The organism is Actinoplanes derwentensis (assembly GCF_900104725.1).
Classification (GTDB): domain Bacteria; phylum Actinomycetota; class Actinomycetes; order Mycobacteriales; family Micromonosporaceae; genus Actinoplanes; species Actinoplanes derwentensis.
Window position 1 is genome coordinate 1,164,797 of sequence record NZ_LT629758.1, and the last position, 25,791, is coordinate 1,190,587.

The following is a 25,791-nucleotide window of genomic DNA, read 5'->3' on the forward strand; positions in this document are numbered from 1 at the left end:
GCACCCGTTTCATGATCGAACTTATGCTGGGCAGACCCGTGGATACTTCTGCGGTGGCCAAGAAGAAGGATCCGGCGACGACGCCGGAGGGTGTGGACGCCGAACTCGTCGGGCGGCTGGTGGAGCAGGCCCGTGCCGCGGGCCTGCAGCTGACCGGCGAGGGCGGTCTGCTGCAGCACCTGACCAAGAGGGTGATCGAGGCCGCCATGGACGGAGAGATCACTGATCATCTCGGCTATAAGAAGCATGATCCGGCCGGGAAAGACGGCGGGAACTCCCGCAACGGGTCGAGGGCCAAGACGGTGCTGACCGATGTCGGCCCGGTCGAGATCGCCGTGCCTCGCGACCGGGACGGCTCGTTCGAGCCGCAGATCGTGAGGAAACGCCAGCGGCGGTTGTCCGGGGTTGAGGACATGGTCCTGTCGCTGTCGGCGAAAGGGCTGACGACCGGGGAGATCAGCGCTCACTTGAGTGAGGTGTATGGCGCCGAGGTGTCGAAGCAGACGATCACCGACAAGGTGATGGACGGCATGGGGTGCCGTCTGCGAGTATGCCGGACTCGACAAGTAGGGCGATTGTGCGGGTGCCGCGGGTTCTCTCAGCGGCTCGCTCGGTAGCTTCCGCGGCTTCGATCCGGGCTGGCACGACGGTAAATTCCTCTGTGCCGGCGACGGGGTAATAGGTTGAGGTCGTCAGCACCGTCCCGGTCGGAATGGACCACACTCGGACCAGGACGAGCCGGACGTCGATGTCCATCTCGTTGAGCCATACGGCGGAGGAGGTGACCTGCCGCGGGAACTGGCGGGCAATCAGGATAAGCCTGGGGCGGCGCAACAACAGGGTGTCCAGCTCGCCGTCGATGTGTCCACGGATCGCAGCGAGCGCCTGTTCCTCGGTCAGGTTTCCGCCGCGCCGCCGGACAAACCCTGTATGGATGGCGGCCAGGTCCGCCTCTGCGAGCCGGGACACCATCGCGGCATAGGTGATGGCCTGTAGATGGATGTCGTCCGGAGCGTCGTCGCGCTTGAGTTCCAGCACGACCAGCCTGCCATCGACACCGAGAGCCAGGATGTCCAGCCGGTCTCTCACCGAGCGACCTTGGCCGTCCGCCCATCGGTCGTACTCGTCAGTGAGGATCATCAGCCCTGGCTCGATGATCTGCGGGTCAGAGATGATCCACTGCTGTAGATCTGATCTTTCCTTGTAACCCAGACGGCTGAGCATGGTCTCGGCCGCGGCCACAGGTCCGCCGTCGCCCAACACGTAAACTTTTTCTTTGGCCATCTCAGTTTTTACTAACCTACGCATCGCCATCTGAGATGCGGCCACTCGATGACGCTCATCCGCTGCGGTGACCGGGGCCGACTGCGAAAGGCCGGGCTGCTGTTCCACTCCTGACGAGAGTGGGTGACGCTCTCCGGCCGGAAGCTCAGCCGGGAATGCCTGTCCAGCTCAGCTGGCCAACGGGCCGAAGCTCCCATGGCGGCGAGCGCGCGCTGGAGCGCCATGAGCGGTCATTCAGTGCGTATTGGCTGGTGTTCGTGGTACGCGATGACGGCTGGTGGGCGCTTCAGGACGGGGATGAACGGCGAGACGAGCGCGGGGCTGTAGCGTCGCCGGGGTGAATGCGATGTGGTCCGCGGTCGAGGAGCAGGGCATGCTGGCGGCGGCCGGTACCGCTCCTCGCGTGTGGCAGGCGTCTCCGGTGACTTACGTTCTGGGCTCGGCGGCGCTGGTCGTGGTGGTTGACGCCGGCGATCGGCCGGATGGCAGCGCGGTGTACGCCGTCGACGAGGTCATCCTCCGTCCACCGATTCCCGAGGACGCGTTGGGCGTCCTCACCGGGGGACCGGCGGGGTTACCGATAGTGGGTTCGTGTGCGTGCCGGAGGGCTACCTGCCGTTGGGCCGGCTACGAGTTACCAGTCACAGTTCTACGTGGGATGTCGACAGGTCGCAGTCGACGTTCGAGGACTGTCACCTGAACATCGAGAACCCGTTGCCGGTTGAAGTGCTCGACCGGGTCCGGCCGTTACCGTCGATCATGCTGTCCGGTGTGGACTGGGCCGACCTATTACCGGGCGATCCCATCGATGCCCTGCGCGGGTTCCTGACCGCATGGTTCGCTGATGTGCCCGCAGGCGGCACCGCCCCTTCGGTCGGCTCGGATCGCGGCCTGCCGAAGGCCCTTGCCGCGCTGTATGAGACGGCCGCCGGCCGCCAAGAGGTGCTGGGCGGTTTCAACCGGATTTTCACGCCCGACCAGTTCCGGGTCGCCGGCGATGGCCGGGTCGTGTTCGGCGCCGAGTGCCAGGGCGTGTGGAATGTGAGCATGGATCCGGTCGAGCCCGATCCCGTGGTGGTCTACGACGATCTCGGGGCTGGCCCGGTGGTGGAACGGGAGCGGCTGGCTGCCTTCCTGGTGCGGTCGCCGCCGCCCGAATGGATACCGACACCTTCACCATCTACGCGGGTGCTCGGCAGCGCGCTGGACTGCTGCCTGGTTCGGTGTCACAGCTTCTCGGCGCAGGCGACCTTCTGGCTGAGCGGGTCACCGAACTGCGCACGGCCGATTGCGAAGGACGCGTCGTTGCCGGGCGGACAGATGGCCTGGATGATGATCGTCACCCGGTGTGTCGCCTTCGGCTGGCCGTCGCAGGGCACCTCTTCCACGTTGGCCAAGCCTTCCGTGACCCGTACGCAGTCGCCTTCCACGATGCCGGGTCCGCCGCCCTCACCCGGATCGCCCGGATGCGGCGGCTTGAGATTGCGGGCGCACACGAAACTCCAGGTCACCTTCTGCTGTAACAGCCCGAAATCGGTACCTCGCAGAGCATGGTCCGTCCCTTCCGGACAGTCCGGCTCGGCCATGGCACCCGCGACGCCGCCGCCGACCCCGTCGACCTGGATCACCTCGGCGACTGCCGCCGGATCTTCGCAGGCCACCTCCTGCCAGCTGCCACCGCCTGCGGACGCATTCTGCGGCGCCACGCAATCCGAGGTGTTCAGCCCGTCGTCGGCCGGGCTGGGGGTGCGCGCGACCCGAGGTGATCCGCCGCTGCAGCCACCCACCAGCGCGGCCAGAAGGACGGCCAGAGGGACCGTCGCGCCGAGCACATGCGATCCGGTGCGCAAACCGACCTCCCTCAAAACATCGACAACGGTGACATTAATCGGGAATGTCAAGCCGGTGCGCCACGTGCGGCAGGGTCAGCCATCCGGAGGTCGCTGTCCTCGGCCACCGTGGGGGCGGGCCGCCCACGCCGCCACGCTCGTGTCGACCGCGATCGGGGATCGCAGCCCCAGCGAAGCGCTGTCTCCATCCCTGCCGGGAGTACCTCACAGCTGAGGATGCAACGTGGCGGGCCGATCGTCGGCCGCTCTGCCGTAGGTGACGGCGGCTCGGACCGCATCGGGGACGGTCGCGGCCAGTGCCGCGTCCGGTCAGGCCCGAGCGCGTCGTTGACCGTCGAGAACGCGATCCGCAGTGCCGCGAAGACAGCGATCACGAAGACGGCGGCGTCGTCGTACCCGGCGTCGCGCAACTGCTGCACGTCGGCCGCGCCGACCCGGTTCGGATCCCGCGCGACCTGTCGTCCCCATCCGGCCATCGCCTGCTCGCGGTCGGTCAACCCCTCGTCGTGACCGAGCAGTACCCCGGCGGCCGCCAACTTCTGCCCCCAAGCCAGGGAGCAGTACGAGTCGCCGAACGTGGACGCAAGGGCGGTGATAAGGATGCCTCGTTCCCGCACCCCCAGCCGTTGCCCGGCGATGGACTGCCGCATCAGGTCGAACAGCCCGGCCATGGTGTCCGGCTGGTACGCCCACAGCATGGTCCCGTTCATCACGTAGCCCATGTCGGACACGTCTTCGTCGAACAGGACGCGAGCCCGCTCCGAGAGGTTGGGAGGATCGAGGAACCTCACTGGCGTACCCCATCAGGTTTGTGGGCCAGGAAGGCGACCAGGGCGAGTTCTGCACGCAGCGGGAGACTGTCGCGGATCCGCATGCTGGCTTGCTCGGTCGCCGCCGAGACGAAGGCGGCCTCACCCACCTGCAGGATCGCCTCGTACGCGGGGCAGGTCGGTCCCCGGCATCGACCCGCAGCCGGTGGTGCACGGCGACGTACTCGCGGCAGTTGCCGGGTTCGCGGAGACTGGCGAAATCCGCGGCCTGGCGACCCCAGCCCTCGTCGACCCCCTGCCAGGCGTCCATCGTGCTGGTCATGGTCTCTCCTCAGGTGTTGATCAGGCGGTGCAGCTCGGTGTTGTCGATGTCTGCGGCGAGCAGCCGCGCCGAGTTCAGCGCGGCCGGATCACCCAGCCGGGCGGAGTGCAGGGCGGCCCGGACCACCAGCTCCCGCAGATCGCAGCGGGCGGAGAGGGTCTGCAACGCGGCGAGCAGCGGCCGGGCCCGGTCCGCGTCGTCACGGTCCAGCGCGGCAGTGATCGCGGTGTCCAGCACGTGGGCGCGGATCCACTGGTATCGGTCGGGCGTCCGGTTGCACCGGTCCGCAGCCTCGGTCAACCAGCCGGTCGCGGCGACGTGATCGCCCCTGCCGGCGTAGAGCAGGCCGAGCCCGCGCGCGGCCATCCCCTCCCAACACGGATCGCCGAGCTGCACCGCCATCGCCCAGGCCTGTTCCAGTCCGTCGGCCGCCCGTTCCACGTCGCCGGCTTGCAGGTCCAGCTCCGCGCGCAACGCCTGCGGCCAGGGCAGGAAAGCGATCCAGCGCTGCTCGTGCACCAGCTCCAGCGAACGCTGCACCGCCACGATCGCCGGACTGTGGTCACCGCGCAGCAGGTGCGCTCGAGCCACAAGCGACAGAGACCACGCCTGCTGCCGGTCGTCGCCACAGCTCCGGGCCCGCTCCACCGACTCGTGCAGCTGCCCGAACGCCGTGGGGTAGTCGGCATGATCTGACGAGTTCATCCCGCGTACACCCAGCACCGCGGCGAGCTCGCCGTCGGTCTCGGCGAGGTGGTGCGCCTTCGCCAGCCAGCCGTCCGCCGTGCCGCGCCGACCCGCCTGCACTTCGACGAAACCGAGTTCGCGGTACGCGGTGACCACGCCGACCCGGTCGCCGGCACCAGTGGCGACCTGGATCGCCTCGTGCAGCACTACCGCGCCCTCCTCGTCGCGCCCACGAACGGCGTGCACCAGCGCGCCGCCGAGCGCCACCAGTGCCCGGGCTCGCAGGGCGGTGTCGGCGCAGCGTTCTGCCTCAGCCACCGCCCGGCGCAGGCATTGCAGCCCCGCGTCGACGGCGCCCGCGGCGATGGCCGCCCGGCCCGCCTCGATCTGGCTGGCGGCTGCCGCCCTGCCACCGATCGCGGGGACACCCACCGCCCCCGGCCGGGCGTCGGCCGCGTCCCGCAGCGCCGCTGACACCTCGACGCCGAGCTCCCGCCGGAACAGGTCCGCACAGGCCTCGACCTGTGCGGCCGCTGCCCGTCGATCACCGGCGGCGGCCAGACTGCGCACCAGCAACTCGTGATTACCCTGCTCCAGCGGGGCGAGGGCGACCGCGCGGGTCGCGTACGGCACAGCCGCCCCGGCCCGCCCCGAGGTCAGCAGCGCCAACGCCACCTGTCGCAGCCGCGCCTCGGCCACGGCTGCGACCCGGCGCCGTTCCACCGCCAGCCAGGCGTCGAACTCCGGGCACGACTCCACCACCAGGCCTTCGAGCAACTCACCGTCCATGCACGGATAGTCAACCGCCCCGAGATACACGTCCACGGTCACGTCGGCGCCGAGCGCCGGATCGACCGGGTCTCCGCCCAGCATCCCGGGCAGGCCCAGCGCGCGCCGTAGTTCGGCGAGGGTCCACCGCAGTGCGCCCAGTGGATCGGCGGCCTCGCAGAACAGCAACTCGGCCAGCCGGGCCCGGCCCGGCGGGCGACCGGCGAGCAGCAGGTAGGCGAGCAACGCCCACGCCTTGCGGCCACGCGGCCCGGCTACCGGCCGACCGTCCCGTTCGAGCCGGGGCACCCCCAGCAGCCTGATCGTGAGCAACCGTCCCCCGCTCGCCGCGTCCTGCCATCGATGCTGCCGTGCGTCTACCGGCGTCGGATGCCGACGGCCTCAAGGTATTCGGCCGGTGCCACGACCGTACCGTCGTCGGCCCGGTTGAACTCGCGGGCGACCGCGGCGAGGTCGACGGCGAACTCGGCGAGCCGCTCGCCGGTCAGGCTGCCGGACAACCGGGTCACCGGGCCGTAGAACTCCCGGAACCACTGCGAGAAGTGCTCCGGGGAACTGGCGATCTGGCGCCGCCAGAATCAGGGCGCTGAACTGCAAGGACTCGTGCACCACTCGGACCGCGGCGTCCAATATCGAGCAATCCGCTACACCCAGCGGCTCGCCGAGGCCGGCGCCGTCGCCTCGGTCGGCTCCAAGGGCGACTCGTTCGACAACGCCATGGCCGAGGCGTTCAACTCCCTGTACAAGGCCGAACTCGTGCGCAACCGAGGCCCGTGGCGCGGCCTCGACGACCTGGAGATGGCCACCGTCGAGTACATCGACTGGTACGACAACCGCAGGCTGCACGGCGAACTCGGACACGTCCCACCCGCCGAACACGAGGCCCTACACGCGATGACCCAACCGGTCACCGCACCCCTGAAAACCAGCTAACCAACTCTCCATCAAACCCGGGGCTTGACACCGGGCCGCGTGGTTCTGACCCCGGCCGGGGTCTACCACCAGTCACTGACCAGCGAGTCGTACACGCCATGGGACGCCATCTACGACGTGGGAGTGAACAGCCAACTCCCTTTGATCGTCATCAGGGCACACCCGTCCCCGAACGCCCGGCACCGAGCCCGCACCCGCCGCCCGAACCGGTTCGAAGAAGGGTTCCGGCCCTCGATCGTCATCGGCGCGCCCGCACTGGGTGCCAACGCCCGGCCCGTTCTGCGATCACTTGAGCACTACCTGCGCCACCCAGAGAACCGGAACCGGCTAAACACCGCCGATACTTTCTGAACCGAGGCCCGTGGCGCGCGGCCTCGACGACCTCAGCCAGCGAACTGGCAAAATCGCCGCATGAGTGGTCCTGAGCTGGTCCTGGTGCTGCGCTATCGCACGGCGGTGACGTACGGCTTCCACGTGCTGTTGGGTGCGCTGCTGGGCCAGCATGAGACCGCGACCCGGTACGATGTGCGCTTCGGTGAGAGCGTCGAGGAGACCGCACAGCACATCAGGGAGGCCGGCGACGTCCGTACTCTCGTCCTCTGGCCGTTCTACTCGCCGGACGCCGCGGCGCTGGCCGAGGAGTTGGCGCTGTTTGTACGAACCTGTTTCGGTACCAGCAATCGAACTTCTCTTGGCTCCACCCCTCCGCGCACCAAGACCATTTGGCCCCACCTGTGGCCTGCTGGTTCTTCTCTTTGGTGCGCTGTTGGCCAGGAGCCGCTGGTACCGAAAGAAGTTCGCCCAGTGGGGCCAACTCTGGTCCTTCGAAACAATCACGGTTGCGCCAACGCACGCGTACAACGGGCCAGCTCAGGTTCGGGCCACAGCCGCGCCCTGCCCGTGGAGATTTGGGTCTAGAGTGGACAGATGCTGGGAGTCGTAGCGGCCGCGCTGGGCGGGCCTGAGGTGTTGCAGGTGACCGAGTTACCCGATCCTGAGGCGGGGCCCGGTCAGGTGGTGGTCCGGGTTCGCGCGGTCTGCGTGCATCCGGCTGACGTCGCCTCCACCACCGGCGAGATCCCCCGCGGGCCGGTTCCGACGCCGTTCCTGCCCGGGTGGGACATCGCCGGCGAGGTGGCCTCGGTCGGGCCCGGTGTTGCCGAGTTCGGAGTGGGTGACAGGGTCGTCGGGATGATTCCGTGGTATGCGACCCGGGGCGCACCGGGCGGCTACGCCCAGTTCGTGGCGGCCGACGCCGACTGGCTCGTGCGGTTGCCGGCCGAGCTCGACTTCGTGCCCGCGTCCACGGTGCCGCTCAACGCCCAGACCGCCCACCAGGGGCTGTTGCTGGTGTCGCTGGCCATGCTGCCGTCCGGCAGCAGCATTCTCGTCACGGGTGCGAGCGGCGGTGTCGGTGGCTTCGCCGCCCAGCTTGCTGTCCAGGCCGGCTACCGCGTCCTGGCTCAGGCGAGCGACAACGACGAGCAATGGGTGCACGGCCTCGGCGTTCACGAGGTCGTTTCCCGTACGGCTGATCTGCCCGCGGTCGGGCCGGTGTCCGCGGTGTTCGACGCGGTCCCCGTCGGCGAGGCGGCGGCCGCTGCCGTCCAAGACAGGGGGATCGTGGTCGCCACCCGGCCCACGCCGCCCCTGGTGCCGGCCCGGGGTGTGCGTCAAGAGTTGCAACTGATCCGGCACGACCGCGAGCTGTTGGCCGACCTGGTGGGCCAGGTGGCGGCGGGCCGACTGCGCACGCGCGTGGCCGCCACGATGCCGTTGCCTCAGGCCGCGGAGGCCCACCGCCGGGTGCTGACCGGCGGCCTGCAGGGCAAGCTCGTGCTCACGGTGGACTGACGGCGGAGGGCTTTCAGTCCAGGTACGGGTCGGCCTCGGCGCGGATCGTGAGGCCGCTCGTGGGGATGGTGTCGACCATCGTGCCGGCGCAGTTCGGGCATCGGTAACGGACCAGAGCCGCCCATTCGCCGGCGCTCTCGACCGCTCCGGCCCGGCGGGCGCCGCTGCGGTGCACCCACACTGGGTCGCCTGGCCGGCACCCCGCCACGGGTTCGGGCCCGTACGTCTCGGTGTGGTCGCCTTTCTCGGTGGCCACAACCCAGGTGATGCCGGCCTTGTCGGTCGAGTTCGCGTGTCGTTTCGCGCTGAACATCGCCTGGTCCGCACGGCGCATCAGGTCGGGAAGGTCGGACGAGCGCCCGGCCGGGACAACGCCGATCGAGGCGGTGACGGACAGGGTGTGTTCCCGCACGAGCATCGGGGGTGCGATCGCGGCGCTCAGCGAGGTGGCCACCTCGTGCCACCACGTCGGTGGGACGTCGGGGTGCGGGGCGCGGGGCAGGGCGGCGAACTCGTCACCGCCGAGCCGGGCCACCAGATGGTTGCCGAGGCAGTCGGCCATGCGCCGGGCGACCACGCGGAGGACCTCGTCACCGGCGTCGTGCCCGTACGTGTCGTTGATCGGCTTGAATCCGTTGAGGTCGAGGATCACCACGGCCGACGAGCAATCGTCGCGACGCAGCCGTTCCGGGGCGACGGTGTGGAAGAGGCGACGGTTGGCGAGTCCGGTGAGCTCGTCGTGGCCGGCCATCCATTGGAGTGACGCGCGCTCCTGCTCCAGCTGTCGGATGCGAGCCCGGAGGCGGGCGATCTCGGGCCCGTCCCGCAGCTGAGCATCATCCGGCGGCGCGCCGCTCATGTCGGCGGCTGCAGAAGCGAGGATCCGCATCGGCCGTCCTCTCCCAACTGCGGCGGACCTGTTGGAGTTGTCGAGTGGACGGTGGGTGAACGCCCGGCTCCACTCCGGAATCATGTCAGCCGATCGAGGCTCGTGCAAGATTTCACGAGGACAGTATTCACGACGACTAGATGCATCCACAGCGAATTTCGGCTACTCTGAGTGTCGCCACTTTCGTGGTGAAAGATTCGTGCGTACGCCTCGATACTGATTCTGCACGTCAGGCCGACGCCACTTAGGTGGCACGTCAGTTACGCACAGCAAGCAGCCCCCGGGGAGGGTCGCCGATGAGTAGCGAAACCAGCTGGATCATTTCCAGCAGGTCGACAGGCAACGGCGGCAGCTGCGTCGAGGCACGCCGCCAAGGTGGCCTGATCGAGGTCCGGAACAGCAACGCCCGCGAGGCCGGCACCGTGGTGTTCACGACCGAGGAGTGGGACTCGTTCCTGTTCGGCGCCAAGCGCGGCGAATTCGACCGGCTGCTGTCCGACTGATCAGGTCGGCCGGAAGTCGCCGACGGGTACGGAATCCCTGCTGATCAGGGTGAAGATCCGCCGGTACTCGTCCACCTCTACCTGTTCCTCCAGGTAGAGCGCCCCGACGTGGGACTCGAGGTAGACCACGTCCGGATCGTCCGGGTCGTCGAACTCGAGTATCCGGAAGGCGCCGGCCATCGCCGCGTGCGCCCCGACCGAGAATGGCAGCACCCGGATGTCGATGGCGTCCTCTCCGGACAGCCGCCGCAGATGTTCGATCTGATCCTTCATCACCTGGTCGCCGCCGACCGGCCGGGTCACCGCACCCTCGCCGAGCACTGTCACGAGGCGGACCGGCGGGGTGCGGGTGAAGAGCGTCTTCTGCCGCTGCATGCGCAGATTGATATGGCGCTCGGCGAGTTGCGTGTCAACCGGCTGTTCGGCGCCGAAGACCGCCCGCGCGTATTCCACGGTCTGCAGCTCGCCCGGGACGATCTCGCCGTCGTACCCGAACATTCGCGACGCCGACGCCTCGAGCCCGACGTACAGCTTGAACCACTCGGGGATTACCGGGCTGGCGTCCCACCACTCTTGCTGCGACGTGCCCAGCGCGAGGTCGGCCAGCGCGTCGGTGATGCTCTGGTCGGCGCCGTAGAGCCAGCACAGCGCGCGGACGTTGGCCCCGGTGACCGGAACCTTGCCCGTCTCTATGCGGTGCAGTGTCGGCTCCGAGATGCCCAGGCGCGCGTCCACCACGTCGCGCCGGCTCATGCCGGACGCCATGCGCAGCCGGGTCAACCGCCGCCCCAACGCTCGTCGCACGACACGTTGGCCCGTGACCGGCACGCCTTACCTCCGCTTAGCCAACCTGTGTGGACGGTGATCCAGACCACCCTACCCGCGATGCTGCCTTGTCAACAGCCAACTCGTCGGCTGAGCAGTCACCAGGTCGTCGGCCCGACCGGCCGAAGCAACGTCGACGATCTCCTCGACCAACTCGTCCGGCTCCTCGTCTGCAACGAAGTGCCCGAGGAGGCCATCGCAGCCGACCTCGTCAGCCTCGGCTGCGAGCTGCTGGGCGCGGCATCGACGGGATGAACCTCGTCATGCTTGCCGCCGTGCACGCGCGTAAGGCGGACGAGGACGTTCCCGACCTGCTGGAGCCGCTTTGGGTGACGTGAGAGCCCTCTGACGACTACCAGGGGCCATGGGTCGCCATGAGCGGTCATTCAGTGCGTATTGGCTGGTGTTCGTGCTGCTGTGCGATGACGGCTGGCGGCGAATTCAGGGACGGGGATGAAAACGGTGGACGAGCACGGGGTTATGGCGTCGCCGGGGTGAACGCGATGTGGTCCGCGGTGGGAGCCTGCGGGAGGCTCATGAAGCCAATCTGAGCCGGCAGTTCGTCGCGCCGTTTCAGGCCGCATATCGGCAGGTCACTGCCAACGGCGTGGAGCAGTTGATCGCTGACAGTCCGCTTGCCGAGGCCCAGTGGACGATGCAGGATCCGTTCGGGTTCGCCTGCCGGTTCGGGTTGGTGAGCTGATGACACTTCAGGTCGCGCTGGAAGCGCTGCACCACGATGCCGACTCGTGGGAGCGGGTCGCGGCGGTGACCCGGCAGGCCGCTCAAGCGGCGAGCCAGTTGACTCTGAGCGCGCACGAACTGTCGTGGGCGGCGCTGCCGACGGGACTACTGGACACGTACGCCGAGCTGCAACGCAAGGCTGTAACCCTGGTGGAGGAGGCAAGTGAGATCTACAGCGGACTCAGCTTGAGACTGGACAAGGTCGCGGCGCTGGTCTCGCTGGTCGTGGGCCTGATCGGTGCCATCGGTTCCAGCGCCACGGTCTTCGGCCTGCCGGCGGCACCGTTCATCGCCGCCGGGGCCGCGGTGACCGCCTCGGTGACGTTGATCGTCGGATGCGAAACCCTCAAACATGCCTGTACGTCAGCGAACAGCACGCTTCGGCAGAAGTTCGACGACACCGGTTCCTTTCGAGGGCGCTGGCCGCCGGCGGGTACGGCATGACCGCGGCACGTGCCCGGCACGGCGGGAACGCGCTGCTCGCGGTTCTGATCGGTGTTGCGGCGCTGGCCGACGGCCTGGTCGCCGGCCTGGGGGCGATGGCGTGGTCGGATCACCATGCCGGGGGATTCACCACCGAGGAGGCTCTGCCGTTCGCCGTGGCCGGGATGTCCGCTGCGGTCGGCGTCGTTCTCGCGGTGCTTGCGATGATCGCGCTGCTACGTGGCCGTGCCGGACGTGGTCTTGCCCGTGCCGCGGTCAACCTGACCTGGCTCCGTCTGGGGTCCGTGATCATCGCGTTGGCCGCTGTCGCGCTCACGGCTGGCGTCACGTCAGTGTTTCCCCTGGTAGGTATGGCGCTAGGGCTGAAACCTTCGGGCGCAGCCGTCCGCGGCCGGCGCGGCAATCGTGCAGAATGCCCGGGTGATCATCGATGTGCGCGCCGGGAAAGAAGGCGATCTACCGGCCTTGCTGGAGATCTACAACCATCACATCCGAACCGGCTACGCCACCTTCGATGAAGTTGAGGTGAGCCTCGACGACCGGCGGGCCTGGTGGGCGACGTATGCGCCGGTCGGCTCGCATCGGCTCATCGTGGCTGCCGAAGACGGACGGGTAGTCGGGTATGCCACGAGCAGCCCGTACAGGGCGCATCCTGCGTTCCAGCGCACCGTGGAAACCAGCGTCTACCTCGCTCCCGATGCGATGGGCCAAGGGATCGGCGGCCGGCTTTACGACATGCTGCTGGCCGAGCTGGGCGACACTGAGGCTCACCATGTCGTGGCTGCTGTGGCGCTGCCCAATGACGCGTCCGTGGCACTGCATCTCTCGCGGCAGTTCACTGTTGTAGGCACCTTCACCGGCTATGCGATCAAGCGCGGTAGGCGCATCAGTTCCACCTGGTTTGAGCGCCCGGTGCGCATGTAGGACGAATGCCCGGCGAGAACCTCTGGCACGCGACGGCCACCTTCGGCGAGATGATCGCCAGACTTTTGTACGGTGAACGCGCGTTCCGTCGTATGCCACGTGGTTGACGGATCGTGCCGCGACCGCCGGGCGTGAGTGGTGGGTCGCCGGCCCGCCGTCGATGCGGACCGTCAGGGCTGGCGGTGGGTGTGGTTCAGGTGGCGCAAGGTCAGGGCGAGGCGGGCCCGGAGCAGGCCGTGCGGGGTGTGCAGGGTCCAGCCGAGTAGGTGCTCGGCCTGGGTGACTCGGTCCTGCAAAGTGGAGTGGTGCAGGCGCAGGTGGGTGGCGGCGGCGCGCAAGCTGTTCGTGGTGGTGACGGCGTGCAAGGTGGCCGGCAGCCATGGGGCGGTGGTTGCGGCCTGGTTCAGGGTGCGCACGTCGGGCACCTCGCCGGGATCGGGCACTGACGCCAGCACCGCTAGGGAACCCAGCTCGTCATGTCGTACCAGCGGCTCTCCGGGGTCGTCGTCGGTGCCGGCGGCGGTGAACCGGACCGCGATGCGGGCCGCCAGATGAGAGGCGGGCAGTTCCAGGATCGGGACGGTGGGGCCGATGCCGGCCCGGCCGGGTGGCGGGTTCGTGGACGCGGCCAGCAAGGTGACCTCCCCGGTGGGTCTGACCAGCGCGTACGCGGAACCCTCCAGCCCCAGCCGACGGGCGGCCCGCAGCCGGGACTCGGGGGCGGCATCCGGGTCGACCAGGAGTTCGGTCATGGCCGGGTCGTCGGGGGCGGGGGCCCGGCCGCGAGTTCGGTCGAGCACGGTCCGGGCGGCTCCGGCGGCCCGTTCGAGGACCATGGCGTCGACGGGCCCGGGGTCGCCGGTGCGTTCCAGCCAGAGCACAGCGGTACCAAGATCGAGGTGTGGCCAATCCGCGGCGGCCGGAGCCGGCGTGGATGGTGCCTGCGTGGACGATGCCGGGGTGGCCGGCGGAGTGGCGACGCCGTCCGGCAGCATCCGGATGTGGACGCGCCGGGAGGTGTCGTCGAGACGGGCGGGGCAGCCGGCCAGGACCGCCGCGCCGCGGACGATGCTCTGCAAGCCGGCGCCCGCTTCGACGAGACCGTCGAAATAGGCGATGACCTGCACGGCGGCGCTGGCGTCGGCGTCGAGCGCGGCCAACCGTACGGCCAAGTCCCTCATGGTTTGAATCTACGAGTTGAGGAGCCGGTCGAGCCAGCGGACCCGGGCCTGCCGGGCGTCCTGGGAGAGCGCGGCGCTCGGCACCATGGCGTCGAAACCGTGGAACGCGCCGGGCCAGACGTGCAGTTCGGCGCGCCCGCCGGCCTGCCAGATCCGGGTGGCGTAGGCGACGTCCTCGTCCCGGAAGGTCTCCGCACTGCCGACGTCGATGAACGCGGGCGGCAACCCGGACAGGTCGGTGGCCCGGGCCGGTGCGGCGTAGGGGGAGACGTCCGGTCCGCCGGCGGCCTCGCCGAGCAGCGCACTCCAGCCGGTGCGGTTGGAACCCCGATCCCAGATTCCCAACCCGGCCATCTGTACGGATGACGCCGTGTCGTTCCGGTCGTCCAGCATCGGGTAGATCAGCAACTGTCCGAGCAGGTCCGGGCCGTCGAGGTCGCGGGCCATCAGCGCGAGCGCGGCGGCCAGTCCACCGCCGGCGCTGCCGCCCACGACGATCAGCCGCCCCGGGTCGACGCTCAGGGCGGCGGCGTTCTTAGCGGTCCACAGCAGACCCGCGTAGCAGTCGTTCACCGGTCCGGGGTGCGGTGTCTCGGGGGCGAGCCGGTACTCCACCGACACCACTACCAGCCCGAAGTGTTCGGCCAGGTCCAGCATCTCGGTGATCCCGGTCCGGTTGTCACCGATGATCATTCCGCCGCCGTGGATGTGGTATAGGCAGCCCAGGGTGCCGGTCGCCGCAGTGGGCCGGCAGATCAGCAGCGTGACGTCGGGGTCGCCGTCGAGTCCGGGGACGGCGCGTTCCTCGACGGTGAACTGGCCGTCGCGCCGCAGTTCGTCGTCGGTGACCGGGGCGAGGGTGGCACCCTGCCGCATCGGCTGGATCATCTCCGGCGTGATGGACGGGGGAAGCTGTGCGCTGATGACGCTGAGCGCGGCGGCGAGTTCGGGGTCGAACGGAACGGTCGTCACGGCGGCCTCCTGCGGTTAATTCCGGGTCACCACCATGTGACCGGTGTCATCAGCATGCGGTGTGCCGCGCCGCCGATCGAGCGCCATCCGGCGGAATCGACCCGCCATCCGGCGGGTCTAGCCCTCCGTCGTCACCGCCTCGATCTCCAGCGCCATCAGTTGCTCAGCGTCCAGGCTCATGTTCGCGAAGGCGCCGGCCAGTTCGTGGCGGGCCTGGCGCCCGGCCACGGTGGAAGCCGCGCATTGAGATCAGTTGACGCCGCTGTCTAGTCTGCGCCGGTGAACATCCGGTATCTGGTGCACAACGCCTACGGCGTCGGCGGGACGATCCGCACGATCTTCAACCAGGCGGGCGCGATGTCCGGCGAGCATGACGTCGAGATAGCCAGCGTCTACCGCACCGGCGAGCAGCCCGCGCTGCCTCTCGACCCCCGGGTCCGGCTGGTCAGCCTCACTGATCTCAAACCGGACGGGACCCGGTGGGGGAGCGGTTCCCGCCCGCTGCGCCGGACCCGCGTGCTGCCGAACCCGTTGCCGCACGGCCGGGACTTCCGCTACCGGCGCTGGGACCCGGCGGTCGACCTCACGGTGATCCGGTACATGTGGGCCCAGCGGGACGCGGTGCTGGTCACCACCCGGCCGGGACTCAACCTGTTGTCGGCGTGGTTCGCGCCGCGCCGGCTGACCCGGATCGGGCAGGACCACATGAACTTCGGCAGCTACCGCGAACGTCTGCGCGACCGGATCGTGCGCGCCTACCCGCGGTTGGACGCGGTGACCGTGCTGACCCGGGCCGACCTGACCGCCTACCAGGCGGCGCTGGGTCCTGCGGTGCGGGTGGCCCGGATTCCGAACGGCATCCCGGCGCGCACCGGCCGGCCCGCCCCCGGCCGTGTGCCGGTCGTCGTGGCGGCCGGCCGGCTCGGCCGCCAGAAGGGCTTCGACATGCTGATCAAGGCCTTCGAGCAGGTCCACGAGGCTCACCCGGAATGGGAGCTGCACATCTTCGGCGAGGGCGGGTGGCGCCCGAAACTCACCAGAATGATCGAGAGCCGTGGCCTGAGCGGCACGATCCGGTTGCGGGGTGTGACCCGGGACCTGGACGGCGAGTTCGCCAAAGCCTCGATCTTCGTTCTCAGCTCCCGTAAGGAGGGCCTGCCGATGGTGCTCCTGGAGGCGATGAACGCGGGCCTGCCGGTGGTGTCGTTCGACTGCCCGACCGGCCCCGCCGACGTGGTCGACGACGGCGTCAACGGCCTGCTCATCCCCGCTGCGGACGTGGACGCCCTGGCCGCCGGGATCACTCGCCTGATCGAGGACGCCGCCGTCCGCGACCGGCTGGGCGCGGCGGCCCGGCAGTCCAGCGCCGACTACGAGATGCCGGTGGTCGTGCCGCTCTGGGAGGACCTGTTCACCGCCTCGGCCAGGGCGGTGGTGTCCGGGCCGTCGAAACGGCGGCGGACGTAGCCGTACGCGAGACCGCTCTCGTAGTCGCCCCAACCGGTCGAACCGGCGGCGCCGCTGTGCCCGAGCGTGTGGCGGCCCGCCCACGGGAACTTGGTGACGGGATTCTCGAAACCGAGCGCGTAATGGTCGGCCTCCCCGATGACCAGGTCGACCCCGAGCGAGTACGGGGCGGCGAACTCCCGGATCGTCTCCGGGCGCAGCAGCGCTGGCCGGCCGTCGACTGGGCCGATCGCCGCCGCGTACATCCGGGCCACTCCGCGGGCGCTGCCGACCCCGCCCGCGGAGGCCTGGCCACCGGCCCGGACCGTCGGTGAGTTGCCGAAGTCGAGCAGACTGAACGAACCGAGCGTGGCCGCGGCCGCCGAACCCGGTTCCGCGGCGAACGCAGGGCCGGTCGACGGCAGCACCGGCCGGAACCGGGCCTCCTGATCCTGCGGAAGACCCAGGAACAGATCGAGGTTGTACGGTTCCCGAAGGCGCTCGTCGAACCACTGCCGCACCGACCGCCCGGTGACCGCGCGCAACTCCGCGTCCACCAGCGCCCCGATGGTCAGCGCGTGATAGCCGGTGGCGGTGCCCGGCTCCCAGAACGGCTTGCGCCCGGACAGCCAGCGCGCGAGCGCCTGATCGTCGGCTGCCTGTTCGATGGTCAGCCCCTCCACCCCGATCAGTCCCGATCGGTGCCCGAGCAACTCCCGCACGGTCAGTGGGAACGGCAGGCTGCGGCACTGTGCGTCCAGATCGAGCGTGCCCTCCTGCACGAGCAGTGCCGCGATCAGGAAAGCCGCGCCCTTCGACACCGAGAAGACACTGGTCAGCGTGTCCTCCCCGGTCCACAGGTCGACCACGAGTTCGCCGTGCCGGTAGATCGCGAGTTGCGCGGACTCGGCCGCGATCGGCCCGGTGAACTCCGCACGGACAGCCTCGAATCCGGGCGCTACCGTCCCGTACACCTCAGTCATGGTTGGTGAGTGTGTCACCGATCCACTTGTCGACTGTGGTCACGTCGGCCTGCATCGGGAAGACCTTGCCGGTCAGCACGTCGTGCACCTCGGGATCGTTGTCCAGGCAGCCGTCGGACAGCACGGTCAGTTCGTAGTCCAGGTCGGCGGCCTGGCGCAGCGTCGACAGCACCACCCCGCTGGTGGCGATGCCGGTCAGCACCAGATGATCGATACCGGACGCGCGCAGCAGCATGTCCAGGTCACTGCCGGCGAACCCGGACACCCGCCGTTTCACCACGATCGCCTCATCGGGCCGCGGGGCCACCGCCGGATGCACCTCGGCGGCCTGGGCCGGGGTGTCCCGTCCGGCGATCGCCCCGAACATCCGGTTACGCGGATCGACCTCGGGCGCGCCCGGCCGGAAACCGACCACCACGTAGATCACCGGCAGTCCGGCGGTGCGGGCCGCGTCGACGGCGGTGGCCAGCCGGGGCAGGTAGTCCGGGTCGGGGTAGCGGGCCGTGACGGCGAGCTGGACGTCCATCACGAGCAGGGCGGAGCGGGTCATCGGTGTCCTTCTTCGATCGGGGTGGTGCTCCAGTTCGCCAGGAACTGGAGTGCTTGTTCGGAGGCGGAGCCCGGTTCGGCGGTGCCGGCCGAGAGTCGTAGTCCGGGGTGGCCGACCAGCGCCATCGACTCGAAGTCCACGGTCAGTGGGCCGGCCACCGGATGCTGGAAGTGTTTGCGGCCGGTGCGGCGGTGCCGTACGTCGTACGCCGCCCACAGCGACCGGAAGGCGCCGCCGGCCGCGAGCAACTCGCTGACCAGCGCCGACAGTCTTTCGTCTTCGGGGTTGCGGCCGGTGGCCGTGCGCAGCACCGCGACCGCGTCGTGCGTCATCAGTTCCCACTCCGGGAAGAAGCCCGGCGCGGACTCGTCGCGGAACAGGAACCGGGCCTGGTTGACCGGCTGGAACGGGCTGTCGAACAGGGGCGCGAACAGGGCCCGGGCGAGGGTGTTGGCGGCCAGGATGTCGAGGCGGCTGTTCCACACGTAGGCCGGGGTGCCGGTCATCGCGTCCAGCAACCGGCGTACGCCTGGCCGCAGCGGCCGGTCCGGCGCCGGGCGGGATCGCGCGTTCGCGGCGTGCACCAGGTCGAACAGGTGCTCCCGCTCGGCGTCGTCGAGGTGTAGCGCCCGGGCCACCGCGGCCAGGACGTCGTCGGAGTAGCCGCGGGCGTTGCCGCGTTCCAGCCGCGTGTAGTACTCGACGCTGACTCCGGCGAGCTGGGCGACCTCCTCACGGCGCAGCCCGGCGACCCGGCGCTCGCCGTGCCGGGGCAGCCCGGCCTCCTCGGGGGAGATCCGGGCCCGCCGTGACAGCAGGAAGTCGCGGATCTCGTCTCTGACGCTCACCCCCCGACGTTATGCCCGGCTGGTCGGTGCCTGGGAGGAACCGTCTGTGCCTGGCAGTCGGTGACGGGGTGTGACGGCACGAACCGGTGATTCATCGGCGACGATGTTGCCCGAAGATCGGTGTAACGACTGATCCGTAGATCTGAAGGGGAACTCCTGTGCTCCGCAACCTTGGCTTGATCACCGCCGTAGCCGCTCAGGCGTGTGCCGGCAGAGCGGACTCCGGGTCTTCGTCTTCTGCACCCTCCTCCGGGCCGTCGGCGGCGCCGGTGCAGACCTCGGCGGCGCCGGTACAGACGTCTGCGGCCCCGGCGAAGACGTCGAAGTCGCCGGCCAAGGCCCCGTCCAACCCGATCCTGGCCGGCAAGCGACAGGTCGTGATCGTGCCGATCGAGTCCTTCGAGGGCGTCGTGGTCCTCGACGACGAGGGCAACCTGGGCCTCACCGACGGTGACAGCGACCGCAGCATGTTCGTGTTCGCCCCGCACGACGGCAAGTTCCAGATCAAGACCGCGAAGGTGGCCCGCGGCGGCGAACCGGAGTGCCTCGGCGTCAAGAACAACGGCTCCCAGTCGCTGACGGTCGCCGCCGTCGCCTGTGACACCGGCAAGGCCGACCAGCTCTGGGACATCGCGCCGACCGGCAAGCGGGACGAGGACGGTGACCCGATCTACTCGATCGCCAACCAGAGTGCCTTCCTGCAGATCGGCCGGTCCGGCCTGATCGTCGAGGAACTGGGCGACGCCCCGCTGCTGACCACGTACACCTTCGCCGACAACGGCAAGTCGACCCTGCCGAAACTGGACTGACCTCGGAGATCGTTCCAGTCAGGGGCGTCTTGCAGGACGAACCTGACAGGTAGTGCTAACTGTCAAGGGCCAATATCCTGCAAGTGGTTTCCGGACGCCTGCCGGAAACAAAAGCCGACTACCGTTCGGCCTTCGATCGACGACGGGGCGGAGGACCGATGCGGATTCTGCTCGTGGAGGACGACCGCCGGGTCGGTGCGGTGATGACCTCGATGTTGCAGCGCCGGGGCTACGCGGTCGAGCACGCCGCGACAGCCACCGCCGCGCTCGAGGCCGCACCGGCCGATCTGGTTCTGCTCGATCTCAACCTGCCCGACGGCGACGGCCTGGACGTCTGCCGCACGCTGCGGGCCCGCGACGAGAACCTCGGCATCATCGCGGTCACCGCCCGCGGCGAGGAGCGGGACCGGGTGACCGGGCTGCGGACCGGCGCCGACGACTATGTGGTCAAACCGTTCTCGATGGCCGAGTTGCAGGCCCGGATCGAGGCCCTGCTGCGCCGGACCTCTCGGCAGAGCCCGGCCGCCCCGTCGATCGTCCAGGTCGGCCCGATCCGCATCGACTCCGGCGCGCGCACCGTCGAGGTCGGCTGCAAACCGGCCAACCTGACCCGTAAGGAGTTCGACATCCTGGCCTCGCTGGCCCGCCATCCCGGTGTCGCCCTCACCCGCGAGCGCATCATGCTGGACGTCTGGCAGACCACCTGGTCCGGCAAACACACCCTGGAGGTCCATGTGGCCTCGTTGCGGACCAAACTCGGTGACGCCGACCTGGTGCAGACTGTCCGGGGCGTCGGCTACCGTTTGCGAGCAACATAGGGAGGTCGGGTGCGCAGCAGGTTGGTGGTCACCTACCTGCTGCTGTTGTGCATCATGCTCCTCGCCCTGGAGATCCCGCTCGCCGTCACGGTCGCGAGCCGGGAGACCGACCGGGCGGTCGCCGACCGGCTTGCCGACGCCACCCGGTTCGCCTCGCTCGCCGCGCCCGCCGTCCGCAGTGGTGAGCTGGCCGCCCTCACCGAGGAGTTTCGGCGTTACCATGACCTCTACGGCATCGGCACCATGCTCGTCGACCAGGACCAGCGGCTGCTCAGCGTCTACGGCTGGTCACCGGAGAACCATGCCCCGGCGATCCGGGGCGCGCTCGCCGGGCATCAGGTCAGCACCCCCGAGACACTGTGGCCGTGGGTCAGCGAACCGCTGGTGGTGGCCGTCCCGATCAGCGAGGGCGGTGCCGTCCTCGGCGTGATCCTGACCGTCTCACCGACCGAGCGCAGCCGCAGCGCGGTCCTCTCGGTCTGGCTGATCCTGGCCATGGTCGGGATCCTGGCCGTGGCGGCCTGCCTGACCGCCGCACACAGCCTGGCCGGGTGGGTGCTCCGGCCGGTGACCCGGCTGGACGCCGCGGCCCACGAGATCGCCGGTGGTGACAGTGCGGCCCGGGTCCCGCCCGGTGTCGGCCCGCCCGAGTTGCGGCGGCTGTCGGACAGCTTCAACGAGATGGCCGACGCGGTCGCCGAGGCCATGCGACGGCAGCGGGAGTTCGTCGCGCACGCCAGTCACCAACTGCGGAACCCGTTGACCGTGCTGCGGTTGCGCATCGAGGACCTGGGCAGCCGTTACGACGACGACGAGGAACTGCGTACCGACCGGGAGTTCGCCCTCGAGGAGACCGACCGGCTCGCCGACGTCCTCGACGGCCTGCTCGCCCTGGCCCGGTCCGAACAGGGCCGTCCGCAGGTGGAGGTCGTCGACGCCACCGCGCTCACCGCCGAGCGGGCCAAGGCATGGCAGCCGCTGGCCGAACGCCGGGGCATCGAACTGGGCACCGACGTCCCCGCCGAACCGGTGCCGGTCCGGGTCGTGGCCACCGCCCTCGACCAGGTCCTGGACGCGCTGATCGACAACGCGCTGAAGTTCACCCCGGCCGGCGGCCGGGTCCTGCTCCTGCTGCGGGCGGTCGACGGGGGAGCCGAGGTGACCGTGCGGGACACCGGGCCCGGCATGACCGAGGAGCAGTGCCGTCAGGCCACCGGCCGGTTCTGGCGGGCCGCCGACGCGCAGAACGTCGACGGGGCCGGTCTGGGGCTGTCCATCGTGGCCGTCCTGGTCGAGGCCTCCGGCGGCCGGTTCGACCTCGGGCCTGCCCCGTCCGGCGCCGGCGCCGGCGGCTTGGAGGCGACGATCCGGCTCACGGTCTGACCGGCGCGGCGCGGCCGCTCACGGGTTGACCGACCCGGCCGGTCAGGGCTTGACCGACCGGTAGTAGCGGGCTGCGCCCGGATGCAGCGACACCGGCAGGGTGGCGATGGCCGTCCGCAGATCCAGCCGCTCGGCCGCCGGATGCGCGGCGGCCAGAGCACCGCGGCGCTCCATCAGCAGGCGGGTCAGGTCGTACGCCAGATCGTCCGGCATGGTCGCCGCCACCACCAGCAGGTTGGGTACCGCCACCGTGGCCACCGTCGTCATCGAATAGGCCGACATCGGCACGTCGCGCACCACGTAGACGTCGCTGTAGACCCGCCGCAGTTCACCCACCCATGCGGACAGGTCGACCAGGCGGGTGCCGACCTCGGCGCTGACCTGTTTGATCCCGCTCACCGGCAGCCCGCCGGAGAAGAAGAACGCGTCGATCTCCCGGTTCCGCAGCGCCGAGATCGAGTCGTCCAGGCTCAGCTCACGCCGCTGGATCGCCTGTGGCATGCCGGCCACCGAGAGCAGACGGTCGGCGGTGACAGTGGTCCCGGAACCGCGCGCGCCGACCGACACCCGCTTGTTCCGGAGGTCGGCCAGCTCGAGGATCTTGCTGTCGGCCCGGACCACCAGGTGCAGCAGGTCGTCGTAGACCCGGGCCAGTGCCACCAGCCCCGGTTTCGGCTCACCGCCGGTGACCAGCACGTCCGCCTGAGTGAACCCGATCTCGGCCCGCCCCTGCGCCACCATCTCCAGGTTCTCCGCCGACGCCGCCGTCGGCAGCACACTCGCGGTCGTGTTGGGCAGCTCCGCGTCGATGATTTTGCTCAGCGCGGTGCCGATCGCGTAGTAGACCGCGGTCGGGCTGCCGGTCGCGATCCGTACCTCGCGTTCCGGTGTCTCCTCTTGGCTACAGGCAGTAACCATCAACAGTAGGGTCAGACCGGCGATCGCCATCCGGCGGCTATTTCCGAGGGTCACTGTGCGTCCAAGATCACTGTGTTTCCCTACGCGGGAGGGCCCGGTCCGCGCAAGTTTCCCTCAAGTCTGCGTCACGGGTGTACCAGCCGAACGGCCGATCGGCGACGGTGACGTGACAAACCACGGGAGGGGAGAAGTCGATGGATCGCACAGCGACGTTGGATCACGCCGCGACACGCGCCGTCGTGCTCGCCGGTGCACTGCCCGCCGCCTTCGAGTCGGCAGTTCTGGCCGCATGTGTGGACGCCAGTCGCACACTGCGGCCGACTCCGCTCAAGGCGGTACCGCGCGCCGGTGAGGCCCTGGCCGAGTTCGACCGCGAGGACCCGGCCGAACGGCTCGAATTCCTGCTCACCGGCCTCGGCTGCCTGACCTGGCGGGACAGCCGCTCCGGCGGGGAACGACGGCGGTACTCCGTCGAACGTGTCCTCGTGCACGAATCGCAACGCCACGCAACCTCCCGGATGCTCGACTCCGCCTGGCGTCAGGGACGGCAGGCCCTGCTCAGCGCCGAACCACTCGGCGCATCTTCGCCCCGCAACGCCCAGCGCCTCACCCTCGCGCAGGCCGCTTGGCGGGCCGCCCTGCTCGCCGCCGGGCACCGACGCCGCCGGCACGTGCTTTCGGTGATGATCCGTGACCAGGAGGTCGCGGCGGTGCTGGTCCGGGCGGCCCGGTTGCTCGGCGTGACCGCCGACGTCACTCGGCGCAGCGGATGCGTGGTGGTCACCGTGCCCGCGGACGCCGCTGACCTGCTCCCGGCGACCCCGCCCCGGTTGCGGTTGCGCGACTCGGCGCTGGTTTAAAGCCTTTTCTTCGGTACGGGGGTGAACGCTCGACCGTTCTTCCGGCGGTCGAGCGTTCAGCGTCTGTACTCCGGTCGCCGGGCATCAGTCGTCCCTACCTCGGTCGCCGGGTGTCGGGCTTTCATGATCCGGTCGCCGGGTGTCAGCCGTCGCGGCCGGTGTCGACCGCCTTCATCAGCATGGCCGCGATCGCCACGCCGACCACCGCGATACCCACCTGCACGCCGACGACCGCCCAGTCGTACCCGCGGCCCGCGACGGTGAACAGCCAGTCGCTGTGCAGGTTCCACCGGTCCGCGGCCCAGGCGCCGGCGACCGCCGCACCCATGCCGATCAGCACCGTCGGGATCACGCCGATACTCTGCCGTCCCGGCAGGACGGCCCGTGCCGCCACTCCGATGATCGCGCCGAACACGATCGCCACCACATAATCCTGAGCGTCCACAGCGCCTCCCCTCAAGGTCGCAAGGTGCCCAGGGTGCCAGACGTGTCAAACGTCCACGTTTGACACGCGCCGACACCACCCGCCGCAGTGTGGTGAGTCGGGGTGCGATCCGAACCTCAACTCACCACACCACGGCGTGGCGGTCAGGTGCAGGTGGTGGCGGGGCTCAGCTCGCTGACCAGGCGAGTGGCGGTGTCGCTGTGTTTGGCGTACGCCTCGGGGAACGCGGAGATCTGGACCGCCTGGGCCGCCTCGGTGAGCCGCATCTTCTCCCAGTTCCGGATCTTGAGAAGTTTGTCGTAGAACTTCCCGGTCTGGTACGCCGGATCCCGGAGCTGTTTCGGCGTGCCCCAGCCCTGACTGGGCCGCTGCTGGAAGAGCCCGATCGAATCCCGGTCCCCGCCGCGTAGGTTGCGCAGGGTGGACTCCTGCAGGGCGGTGGCGACCGCGACCACCTGTCCCTGAACCGGCACTCTCCGTTCGGTGCCGATCGTGACGATGATCCGGGCGTTGGCGACCTGTTCCTCGCTCCACCGGTCCAGTTCCGATTTCGCGGAGGACGAGACGACTTTCGCGGACGACGGGACGACGGTCGTGGGCACGCAGGCGGCGGTGGTGGCGTCGGCCGACCGGAACTGCGAGAGCACCAGCAACGTGGCGAGAGCGGACACGACGACGGTGAGGAGCAGGCGCAAGACGGTACCTTCCAGGAACGTGAACCGTTCGCACGATATCGACCGTTCGTGATCCGCCGCTTCACCCCACCGGTCAGATCATCCGGCCAATGTGGTCGATGCCGGGCGGGCCGAACTTGCGCAGGCGGTACCTGGTGACCGACGGTGAGCGGCATGAAGGTCAGTCATCTGAACTGTGGCAGCATGCGGCCGTGGGCATCGCCCGGCGGACTGGTCTGCCACGTGCTGCTCGTGGAGACCGGCGACGGTCTCGTGCTTGTCGACTCCGGGTTCGGGCTGCGGGACATCGCCGAGCCCGCCCGCCGGATCGGGGCGGCCCGGCATCTGATCCGGCCGGTCCTGGATCCCCGGGAGACCGCGATCCGGCAGGTCGAGAAGCTGGGGCACGATCCCGCGGACGTCCGGGACGTGGTGCTCACCCACGGCGACGCCGACCACACCGGCGGCCTGGCCGACTTCCCGCACGCCCGGGTGCACCTGACCGCCGCCGAGTCGTCGGCCGTGCAGCAGCCGCGGACCCGCAACGAACGCACCCGCTACCTGCCGACCCAGCGCGAACACGGCCCCCAGCTGGTCGAACACGATCCGGCCCGCGGTGACGGCTGGCGCGGGTTCGCCGCGGCCGCCGAGATCCTGCCGGGGGTGGTGCTGATCGGGCTGAGCGGGCACACCCGCGGGCACGCCGCGGTCGCCGTCGACGCCGGGGACCGCTGGATCCTGCACACCGGGGACGCCTTCTACCACCGGGGACAGATCGACGGTACGGGCCAGGTGTCCCGCACCTTGACGGTGATGGAACGGGCGGTCGCTCACGACTGGTCCCGGGTCCGCGCCAACCACGCCCGCCTCACCGAGCTCCAGGCGGCCGCCGACCCCGGTCTGCTGCTGGTCAACGCCCACGATCCGGAACTGCTCCGCCGCGCCGCCGCAGATCCGCGGGATTGACACAGCGGTATCGGGCAACTCGGCCCCGGAGGGCCAGAGTCGGCCGTACGAGGGGAAGGATCTGCCGGGCGCTGGTTTCGTTTGGGGGTGTTCAGCACTTTTATCCGGCGCAGGCGACGG

General features: G+C 69.6%; 31 protein-coding genes and 2 pseudogenes. 16 read left to right on the plus strand and 17 right to left on the minus strand.

Going from position 1 to position 25,791, the window contains the following annotated elements; translation table 11 throughout:
- Window positions 1-23 precede the first annotated feature (23 nt).
- A pseudogene (locus BLU81_RS05110) lies at window positions 24-533 on the plus strand (transposase); the annotation flags it as partial.
- Here BLU81_RS05110 and BLU81_RS47615 read toward each other — a convergent pair.
- The 6 genes from BLU81_RS47615 to BLU81_RS47620 form a co-directional block, all read right to left on the minus strand.
- Window positions 508-1,392: a PDDEXK family nuclease gene (locus BLU81_RS47615; RefSeq protein WP_157751263.1), complete on the minus strand. Its 885-nt coding sequence runs from the start codon at window positions 1,390-1,392 to the stop codon at window positions 508-510. The pseudogene BLU81_RS05110 and the gene BLU81_RS47615 sit on opposite strands and share 26 nt — an antisense overlap.
- Window positions 1,393-2,510: 1,118 nt before the next feature.
- Window positions 2,511-3,134 (minus strand): hypothetical protein, encoded by a 624-nt coding sequence (locus tag BLU81_RS05120; RefSeq protein ID WP_092542086.1) that lies wholly within the window; start codon window positions 3,132-3,134, stop codon window positions 2,511-2,513.
- Between the two features lie 47 nt (window positions 3,135-3,181).
- Window positions 3,182-3,925 carry a carboxymuconolactone decarboxylase family protein gene (locus BLU81_RS05125; protein WP_197686123.1) on the minus strand — a complete coding sequence of 248 codons (744 nt, stop codon included), beginning with the start codon at window positions 3,923-3,925 and terminating at the stop codon, window positions 3,182-3,184.
- Window positions 3,922-4,053: a hypothetical protein gene (locus BLU81_RS51410; protein ID WP_269460989.1), complete on the minus strand. Its 132-nt coding sequence runs from the start codon at window positions 4,051-4,053 to the stop codon at window positions 3,922-3,924. The genes BLU81_RS05125 and BLU81_RS51410 overlap by 4 nt, the downstream gene beginning before the upstream one ends.
- Before the next feature lie 182 nt (window positions 4,054-4,235).
- Window positions 4,236-6,014 (minus strand): AfsR/SARP family transcriptional regulator, encoded by a 1,779-nt coding sequence (locus tag BLU81_RS05130; RefSeq protein WP_092542088.1) that lies wholly within the window; start codon window positions 6,012-6,014, stop codon window positions 4,236-4,238.
- Window positions 6,015-6,058: 44 nt separating this feature from the next.
- Window positions 6,059-6,211, minus strand: coding sequence for a hypothetical protein (locus BLU81_RS47620; RefSeq protein WP_157751265.1), 153 nt, complete (start codon window positions 6,209-6,211; stop codon window positions 6,059-6,061).
- 88 nt (window positions 6,212-6,299) lie between these two features.
- On the opposite strand from BLU81_RS47620, the pseudogene BLU81_RS05135 reads away from it, so the two are divergent.
- The 4 genes and pseudogenes from BLU81_RS05135 to BLU81_RS05150 form a co-directional block, all read left to right on the plus strand.
- Window positions 6,300-6,635: pseudogene (locus BLU81_RS05135) on the plus strand (integrase core domain-containing protein); the annotation flags it as partial.
- Between the two features lie 39 nt (window positions 6,636-6,674).
- Window positions 6,675-6,986 (plus strand): hypothetical protein, encoded by a 312-nt coding sequence (locus tag BLU81_RS05140; protein WP_092542092.1) that lies wholly within the window; start codon window positions 6,675-6,677, stop codon window positions 6,984-6,986.
- Window positions 6,987-7,046: 60 nt separating this feature from the next.
- Window positions 7,047-7,553: a hypothetical protein gene (locus BLU81_RS50260; protein WP_231954184.1), complete on the plus strand. Its 507-nt coding sequence runs from the start codon at window positions 7,047-7,049 to the stop codon at window positions 7,551-7,553.
- Between the two features lie 9 nt (window positions 7,554-7,562).
- Window positions 7,563-8,489, plus strand: a complete 927-nt coding sequence (locus tag BLU81_RS05150) for an NADP-dependent oxidoreductase (RefSeq protein ID WP_092542094.1) — start codon at window positions 7,563-7,565, stop codon at window positions 8,487-8,489.
- 13 nt (window positions 8,490-8,502) lie between these two features.
- On the opposite strand, the gene BLU81_RS05155 is transcribed toward BLU81_RS05150, so the two are convergent.
- A complete protein-coding gene (locus BLU81_RS05155; protein WP_157751267.1) occupies window positions 8,503-9,378 on the minus strand; it encodes a GGDEF domain-containing protein in 876 nt (291 codons plus the stop codon).
- A gap of 296 nt (window positions 9,379-9,674) precedes the next feature.
- Here BLU81_RS05155 and BLU81_RS05160 point away from each other — a divergent pair, with 296 nt between their 5' ends.
- A complete protein-coding gene (locus BLU81_RS05160; protein WP_092542098.1) occupies window positions 9,675-9,881 on the plus strand; it encodes a DUF397 domain-containing protein in 207 nt (68 codons plus the stop codon).
- On the opposite strand, the gene BLU81_RS05165 is transcribed toward BLU81_RS05160, so the two are convergent.
- The gene (locus tag BLU81_RS05165; protein WP_157751269.1) at window positions 9,882-10,685 is read right to left on the minus strand and encodes a helix-turn-helix domain-containing protein; all 804 of its coding nucleotides are present in this window, start codon (window positions 10,683-10,685) and stop codon (window positions 9,882-9,884) included. It abuts the gene before it with no gap.
- Window positions 10,686-10,742: 57 nt separating this feature from the next.
- Here BLU81_RS05165 and BLU81_RS05170 point away from each other — a divergent pair, with 57 nt between their 5' ends.
- From BLU81_RS05170 to BLU81_RS05185, 4 genes are all read left to right on the plus strand, one after another.
- Window positions 10,743-10,961 (plus strand): hypothetical protein, encoded by a 219-nt coding sequence (locus BLU81_RS05170; protein ID WP_157751271.1) that lies wholly within the window; start codon window positions 10,743-10,745, stop codon window positions 10,959-10,961.
- A gap of 250 nt (window positions 10,962-11,211) precedes the next feature.
- Window positions 11,212-11,409: a hypothetical protein gene (locus tag BLU81_RS05175; RefSeq protein ID WP_092542104.1), complete on the plus strand. Its 198-nt coding sequence runs from the start codon at window positions 11,212-11,214 to the stop codon at window positions 11,407-11,409.
- A complete protein-coding gene (locus BLU81_RS05180) occupies window positions 11,409-11,894 on the plus strand; it encodes a hypothetical protein (protein WP_092542106.1) in 486 nt (161 codons plus the stop codon). Before BLU81_RS05175 ends, BLU81_RS05180 begins: the two co-directional genes overlap by 1 nt.
- A gap of 420 nt (window positions 11,895-12,314) precedes the next feature.
- A complete protein-coding gene (locus tag BLU81_RS05185; RefSeq protein WP_157751273.1) occupies window positions 12,315-12,818 on the plus strand; it encodes a GNAT family N-acetyltransferase in 504 nt (167 codons plus the stop codon).
- A gap of 170 nt (window positions 12,819-12,988) precedes the next feature.
- Here the strand turns inward: BLU81_RS05185 and BLU81_RS05190 are convergent, their stop codons facing one another.
- Together BLU81_RS05190 and BLU81_RS05195 are read right to left on the minus strand one after the other, a co-directional pair.
- Complete coding sequence (locus tag BLU81_RS05190; protein WP_092542110.1) at window positions 12,989-13,999, minus strand: helix-turn-helix domain-containing protein; 1,011 nt, start codon at window positions 13,997-13,999, stop codon at window positions 12,989-12,991.
- Between the two features lie 9 nt (window positions 14,000-14,008).
- Window positions 14,009-14,971 (minus strand): alpha/beta hydrolase, encoded by a 963-nt coding sequence (locus tag BLU81_RS05195; RefSeq protein WP_231954186.1) that lies wholly within the window; start codon window positions 14,969-14,971, stop codon window positions 14,009-14,011.
- Between the two features lie 279 nt (window positions 14,972-15,250).
- Here BLU81_RS05195 and BLU81_RS05200 point away from each other — a divergent pair, with 279 nt between their 5' ends.
- Complete coding sequence (locus BLU81_RS05200) at window positions 15,251-16,438, plus strand: glycosyltransferase family 4 protein (RefSeq protein ID WP_092542112.1); 1,188 nt, start codon at window positions 15,251-15,253, stop codon at window positions 16,436-16,438.
- Here the strand turns inward: BLU81_RS05200 and BLU81_RS05205 are convergent.
- The 4 genes from BLU81_RS05205 to BLU81_RS47625 form a co-directional block, all read right to left on the minus strand.
- A complete protein-coding gene (locus tag BLU81_RS05205; RefSeq protein ID WP_092542114.1) occupies window positions 16,342-17,400 on the minus strand; it encodes a serine hydrolase domain-containing protein in 1,059 nt (352 codons plus the stop codon). The genes BLU81_RS05200 and BLU81_RS05205 overlap by 97 nt on opposite strands.
- Window positions 17,393-17,950 (minus strand): cysteine hydrolase family protein, encoded by a 558-nt coding sequence (locus tag BLU81_RS05210; RefSeq protein WP_092542116.1) that lies wholly within the window; start codon window positions 17,948-17,950, stop codon window positions 17,393-17,395. The genes BLU81_RS05205 and BLU81_RS05210 overlap by 8 nt, the downstream gene beginning before the upstream one ends.
- Entirely contained in the window at window positions 17,947-18,798 is an 852-nt protein-coding gene (locus tag BLU81_RS05215; protein WP_092542118.1) for a helix-turn-helix domain-containing protein, read from the minus strand. The genes BLU81_RS05210 and BLU81_RS05215 overlap by 4 nt, the downstream gene beginning before the upstream one ends.
- Window positions 18,799-18,994: 196 nt before the next feature.
- Entirely contained in the window at window positions 18,995-19,147 is a 153-nt protein-coding gene (locus BLU81_RS47625; protein ID WP_157751275.1) for a hypothetical protein, read from the minus strand.
- Window positions 19,148-19,181: 34 nt separating this feature from the next.
- Here BLU81_RS47625 and BLU81_RS05220 point away from each other — a divergent pair, with 34 nt between their 5' ends.
- From BLU81_RS05220 to BLU81_RS05230, 3 genes are all read left to right on the plus strand, one after another.
- Window positions 19,182-19,607 (plus strand): RICIN domain-containing protein, encoded by a 426-nt coding sequence (locus BLU81_RS05220; protein WP_157751277.1) that lies wholly within the window; start codon window positions 19,182-19,184, stop codon window positions 19,605-19,607.
- A 158-nt stretch (window positions 19,608-19,765) separates the two neighbouring features.
- On the plus strand, window positions 19,766-20,425 hold the full coding sequence (locus BLU81_RS05225) for a response regulator transcription factor (protein ID WP_092542122.1): 660 nt from the start codon (window positions 19,766-19,768) through the stop codon (window positions 20,423-20,425).
- 9 nt (window positions 20,426-20,434) lie between these two features.
- Complete coding sequence (locus BLU81_RS05230) at window positions 20,435-21,808, plus strand: sensor histidine kinase (RefSeq protein WP_092542124.1); 1,374 nt, start codon at window positions 20,435-20,437, stop codon at window positions 21,806-21,808.
- Window positions 21,809-21,850: 42 nt separating this feature from the next.
- Here the strand turns inward: BLU81_RS05230 and BLU81_RS05235 are convergent, their stop codons facing one another.
- The gene (locus BLU81_RS05235) at window positions 21,851-22,756 is read right to left on the minus strand and encodes a TAXI family TRAP transporter solute-binding subunit (RefSeq protein WP_092542126.1); all 906 of its coding nucleotides are present in this window, start codon (window positions 22,754-22,756) and stop codon (window positions 21,851-21,853) included.
- A 164-nt stretch (window positions 22,757-22,920) separates the two neighbouring features.
- Between BLU81_RS05235 and BLU81_RS05240 the strand changes: the two genes are divergently transcribed.
- Window positions 22,921-23,586, plus strand: a complete 666-nt coding sequence (locus BLU81_RS05240; protein WP_157751279.1) for a hypothetical protein — start codon at window positions 22,921-22,923, stop codon at window positions 23,584-23,586.
- 142 nt (window positions 23,587-23,728) lie between these two features.
- Here the strand turns inward: BLU81_RS05240 and BLU81_RS05245 are convergent, their stop codons facing one another.
- Together BLU81_RS05245 and BLU81_RS05250 are read right to left on the minus strand one after the other, a co-directional pair.
- Window positions 23,729-24,031, minus strand: coding sequence for a hypothetical protein (locus tag BLU81_RS05245; RefSeq protein WP_092542130.1), 303 nt, complete (start codon window positions 24,029-24,031; stop codon window positions 23,729-23,731).
- A 143-nt stretch (window positions 24,032-24,174) separates the two neighbouring features.
- Window positions 24,175-24,726: a peptidase M23 gene (locus BLU81_RS05250; protein ID WP_231954189.1), complete on the minus strand. Its 552-nt coding sequence runs from the start codon at window positions 24,724-24,726 to the stop codon at window positions 24,175-24,177.
- Window positions 24,727-24,879: 153 nt separating this feature from the next.
- Here BLU81_RS05250 and BLU81_RS05255 point away from each other — a divergent pair, with 153 nt between their 5' ends.
- On the plus strand, window positions 24,880-25,671 hold the full coding sequence (locus BLU81_RS05255; protein WP_092542132.1) for an MBL fold metallo-hydrolase: 792 nt from the start codon (window positions 24,880-24,882) through the stop codon (window positions 25,669-25,671).
- The last annotated feature ends 120 nt before the right edge of the window (window positions 25,672-25,791 follow it).

Coding starts and splice junctions, on each gene's coding strand:
- BLU81_RS50260 (WP_231954184.1), top strand. CDS start 7,047: ATGAGTGGTCCTGAGCTGGTCCTGGTGCTGCGCTATCGCACGGCGGTG.
- BLU81_RS05150 (WP_092542094.1), top strand. CDS start 7,563: ATGCTGGGAGTCGTAGCGGCCGCGCTGGGCGGGCCTGAGGTGTTGCAG.
- BLU81_RS05155 (WP_157751267.1), bottom strand. CDS start 9,378: ATGCGGATCCTCGCTTCTGCAGCCGCCGACATGAGCGGCGCGCCGCCG.
- BLU81_RS05160 (WP_092542098.1), top strand. CDS start 9,675: ATGAGTAGCGAAACCAGCTGGATCATTTCCAGCAGGTCGACAGGCAAC.
- BLU81_RS05180 (WP_092542106.1), top strand. CDS start 11,409: ATGACACTTCAGGTCGCGCTGGAAGCGCTGCACCACGATGCCGACTCG.
- BLU81_RS05190 (WP_092542110.1), bottom strand. CDS start 13,999: ATGAGGGACTTGGCCGTACGGTTGGCCGCGCTCGACGCCGACGCCAGC.
- BLU81_RS05205 (WP_092542114.1), bottom strand. CDS start 17,400: ATGACTGAGGTGTACGGGACGGTAGCGCCCGGATTCGAGGCTGTCCGT.
- BLU81_RS05210 (WP_092542116.1), bottom strand. CDS start 17,950: ATGACCCGCTCCGCCCTGCTCGTGATGGACGTCCAGCTCGCCGTCACG.
- BLU81_RS05225 (WP_092542122.1), top strand. CDS start 19,766: ATGCGGATTCTGCTCGTGGAGGACGACCGCCGGGTCGGTGCGGTGATG.
- BLU81_RS05235 (WP_092542126.1), bottom strand. CDS start 22,756: ATGGCGATCGCCGGTCTGACCCTACTGTTGATGGTTACTGCCTGTAGC.
- BLU81_RS05240 (WP_157751279.1), top strand. CDS start 22,921: ATGGATCGCACAGCGACGTTGGATCACGCCGCGACACGCGCCGTCGTG.
- BLU81_RS05255 (WP_092542132.1), top strand. CDS start 24,880: ATGAAGGTCAGTCATCTGAACTGTGGCAGCATGCGGCCGTGGGCATCG.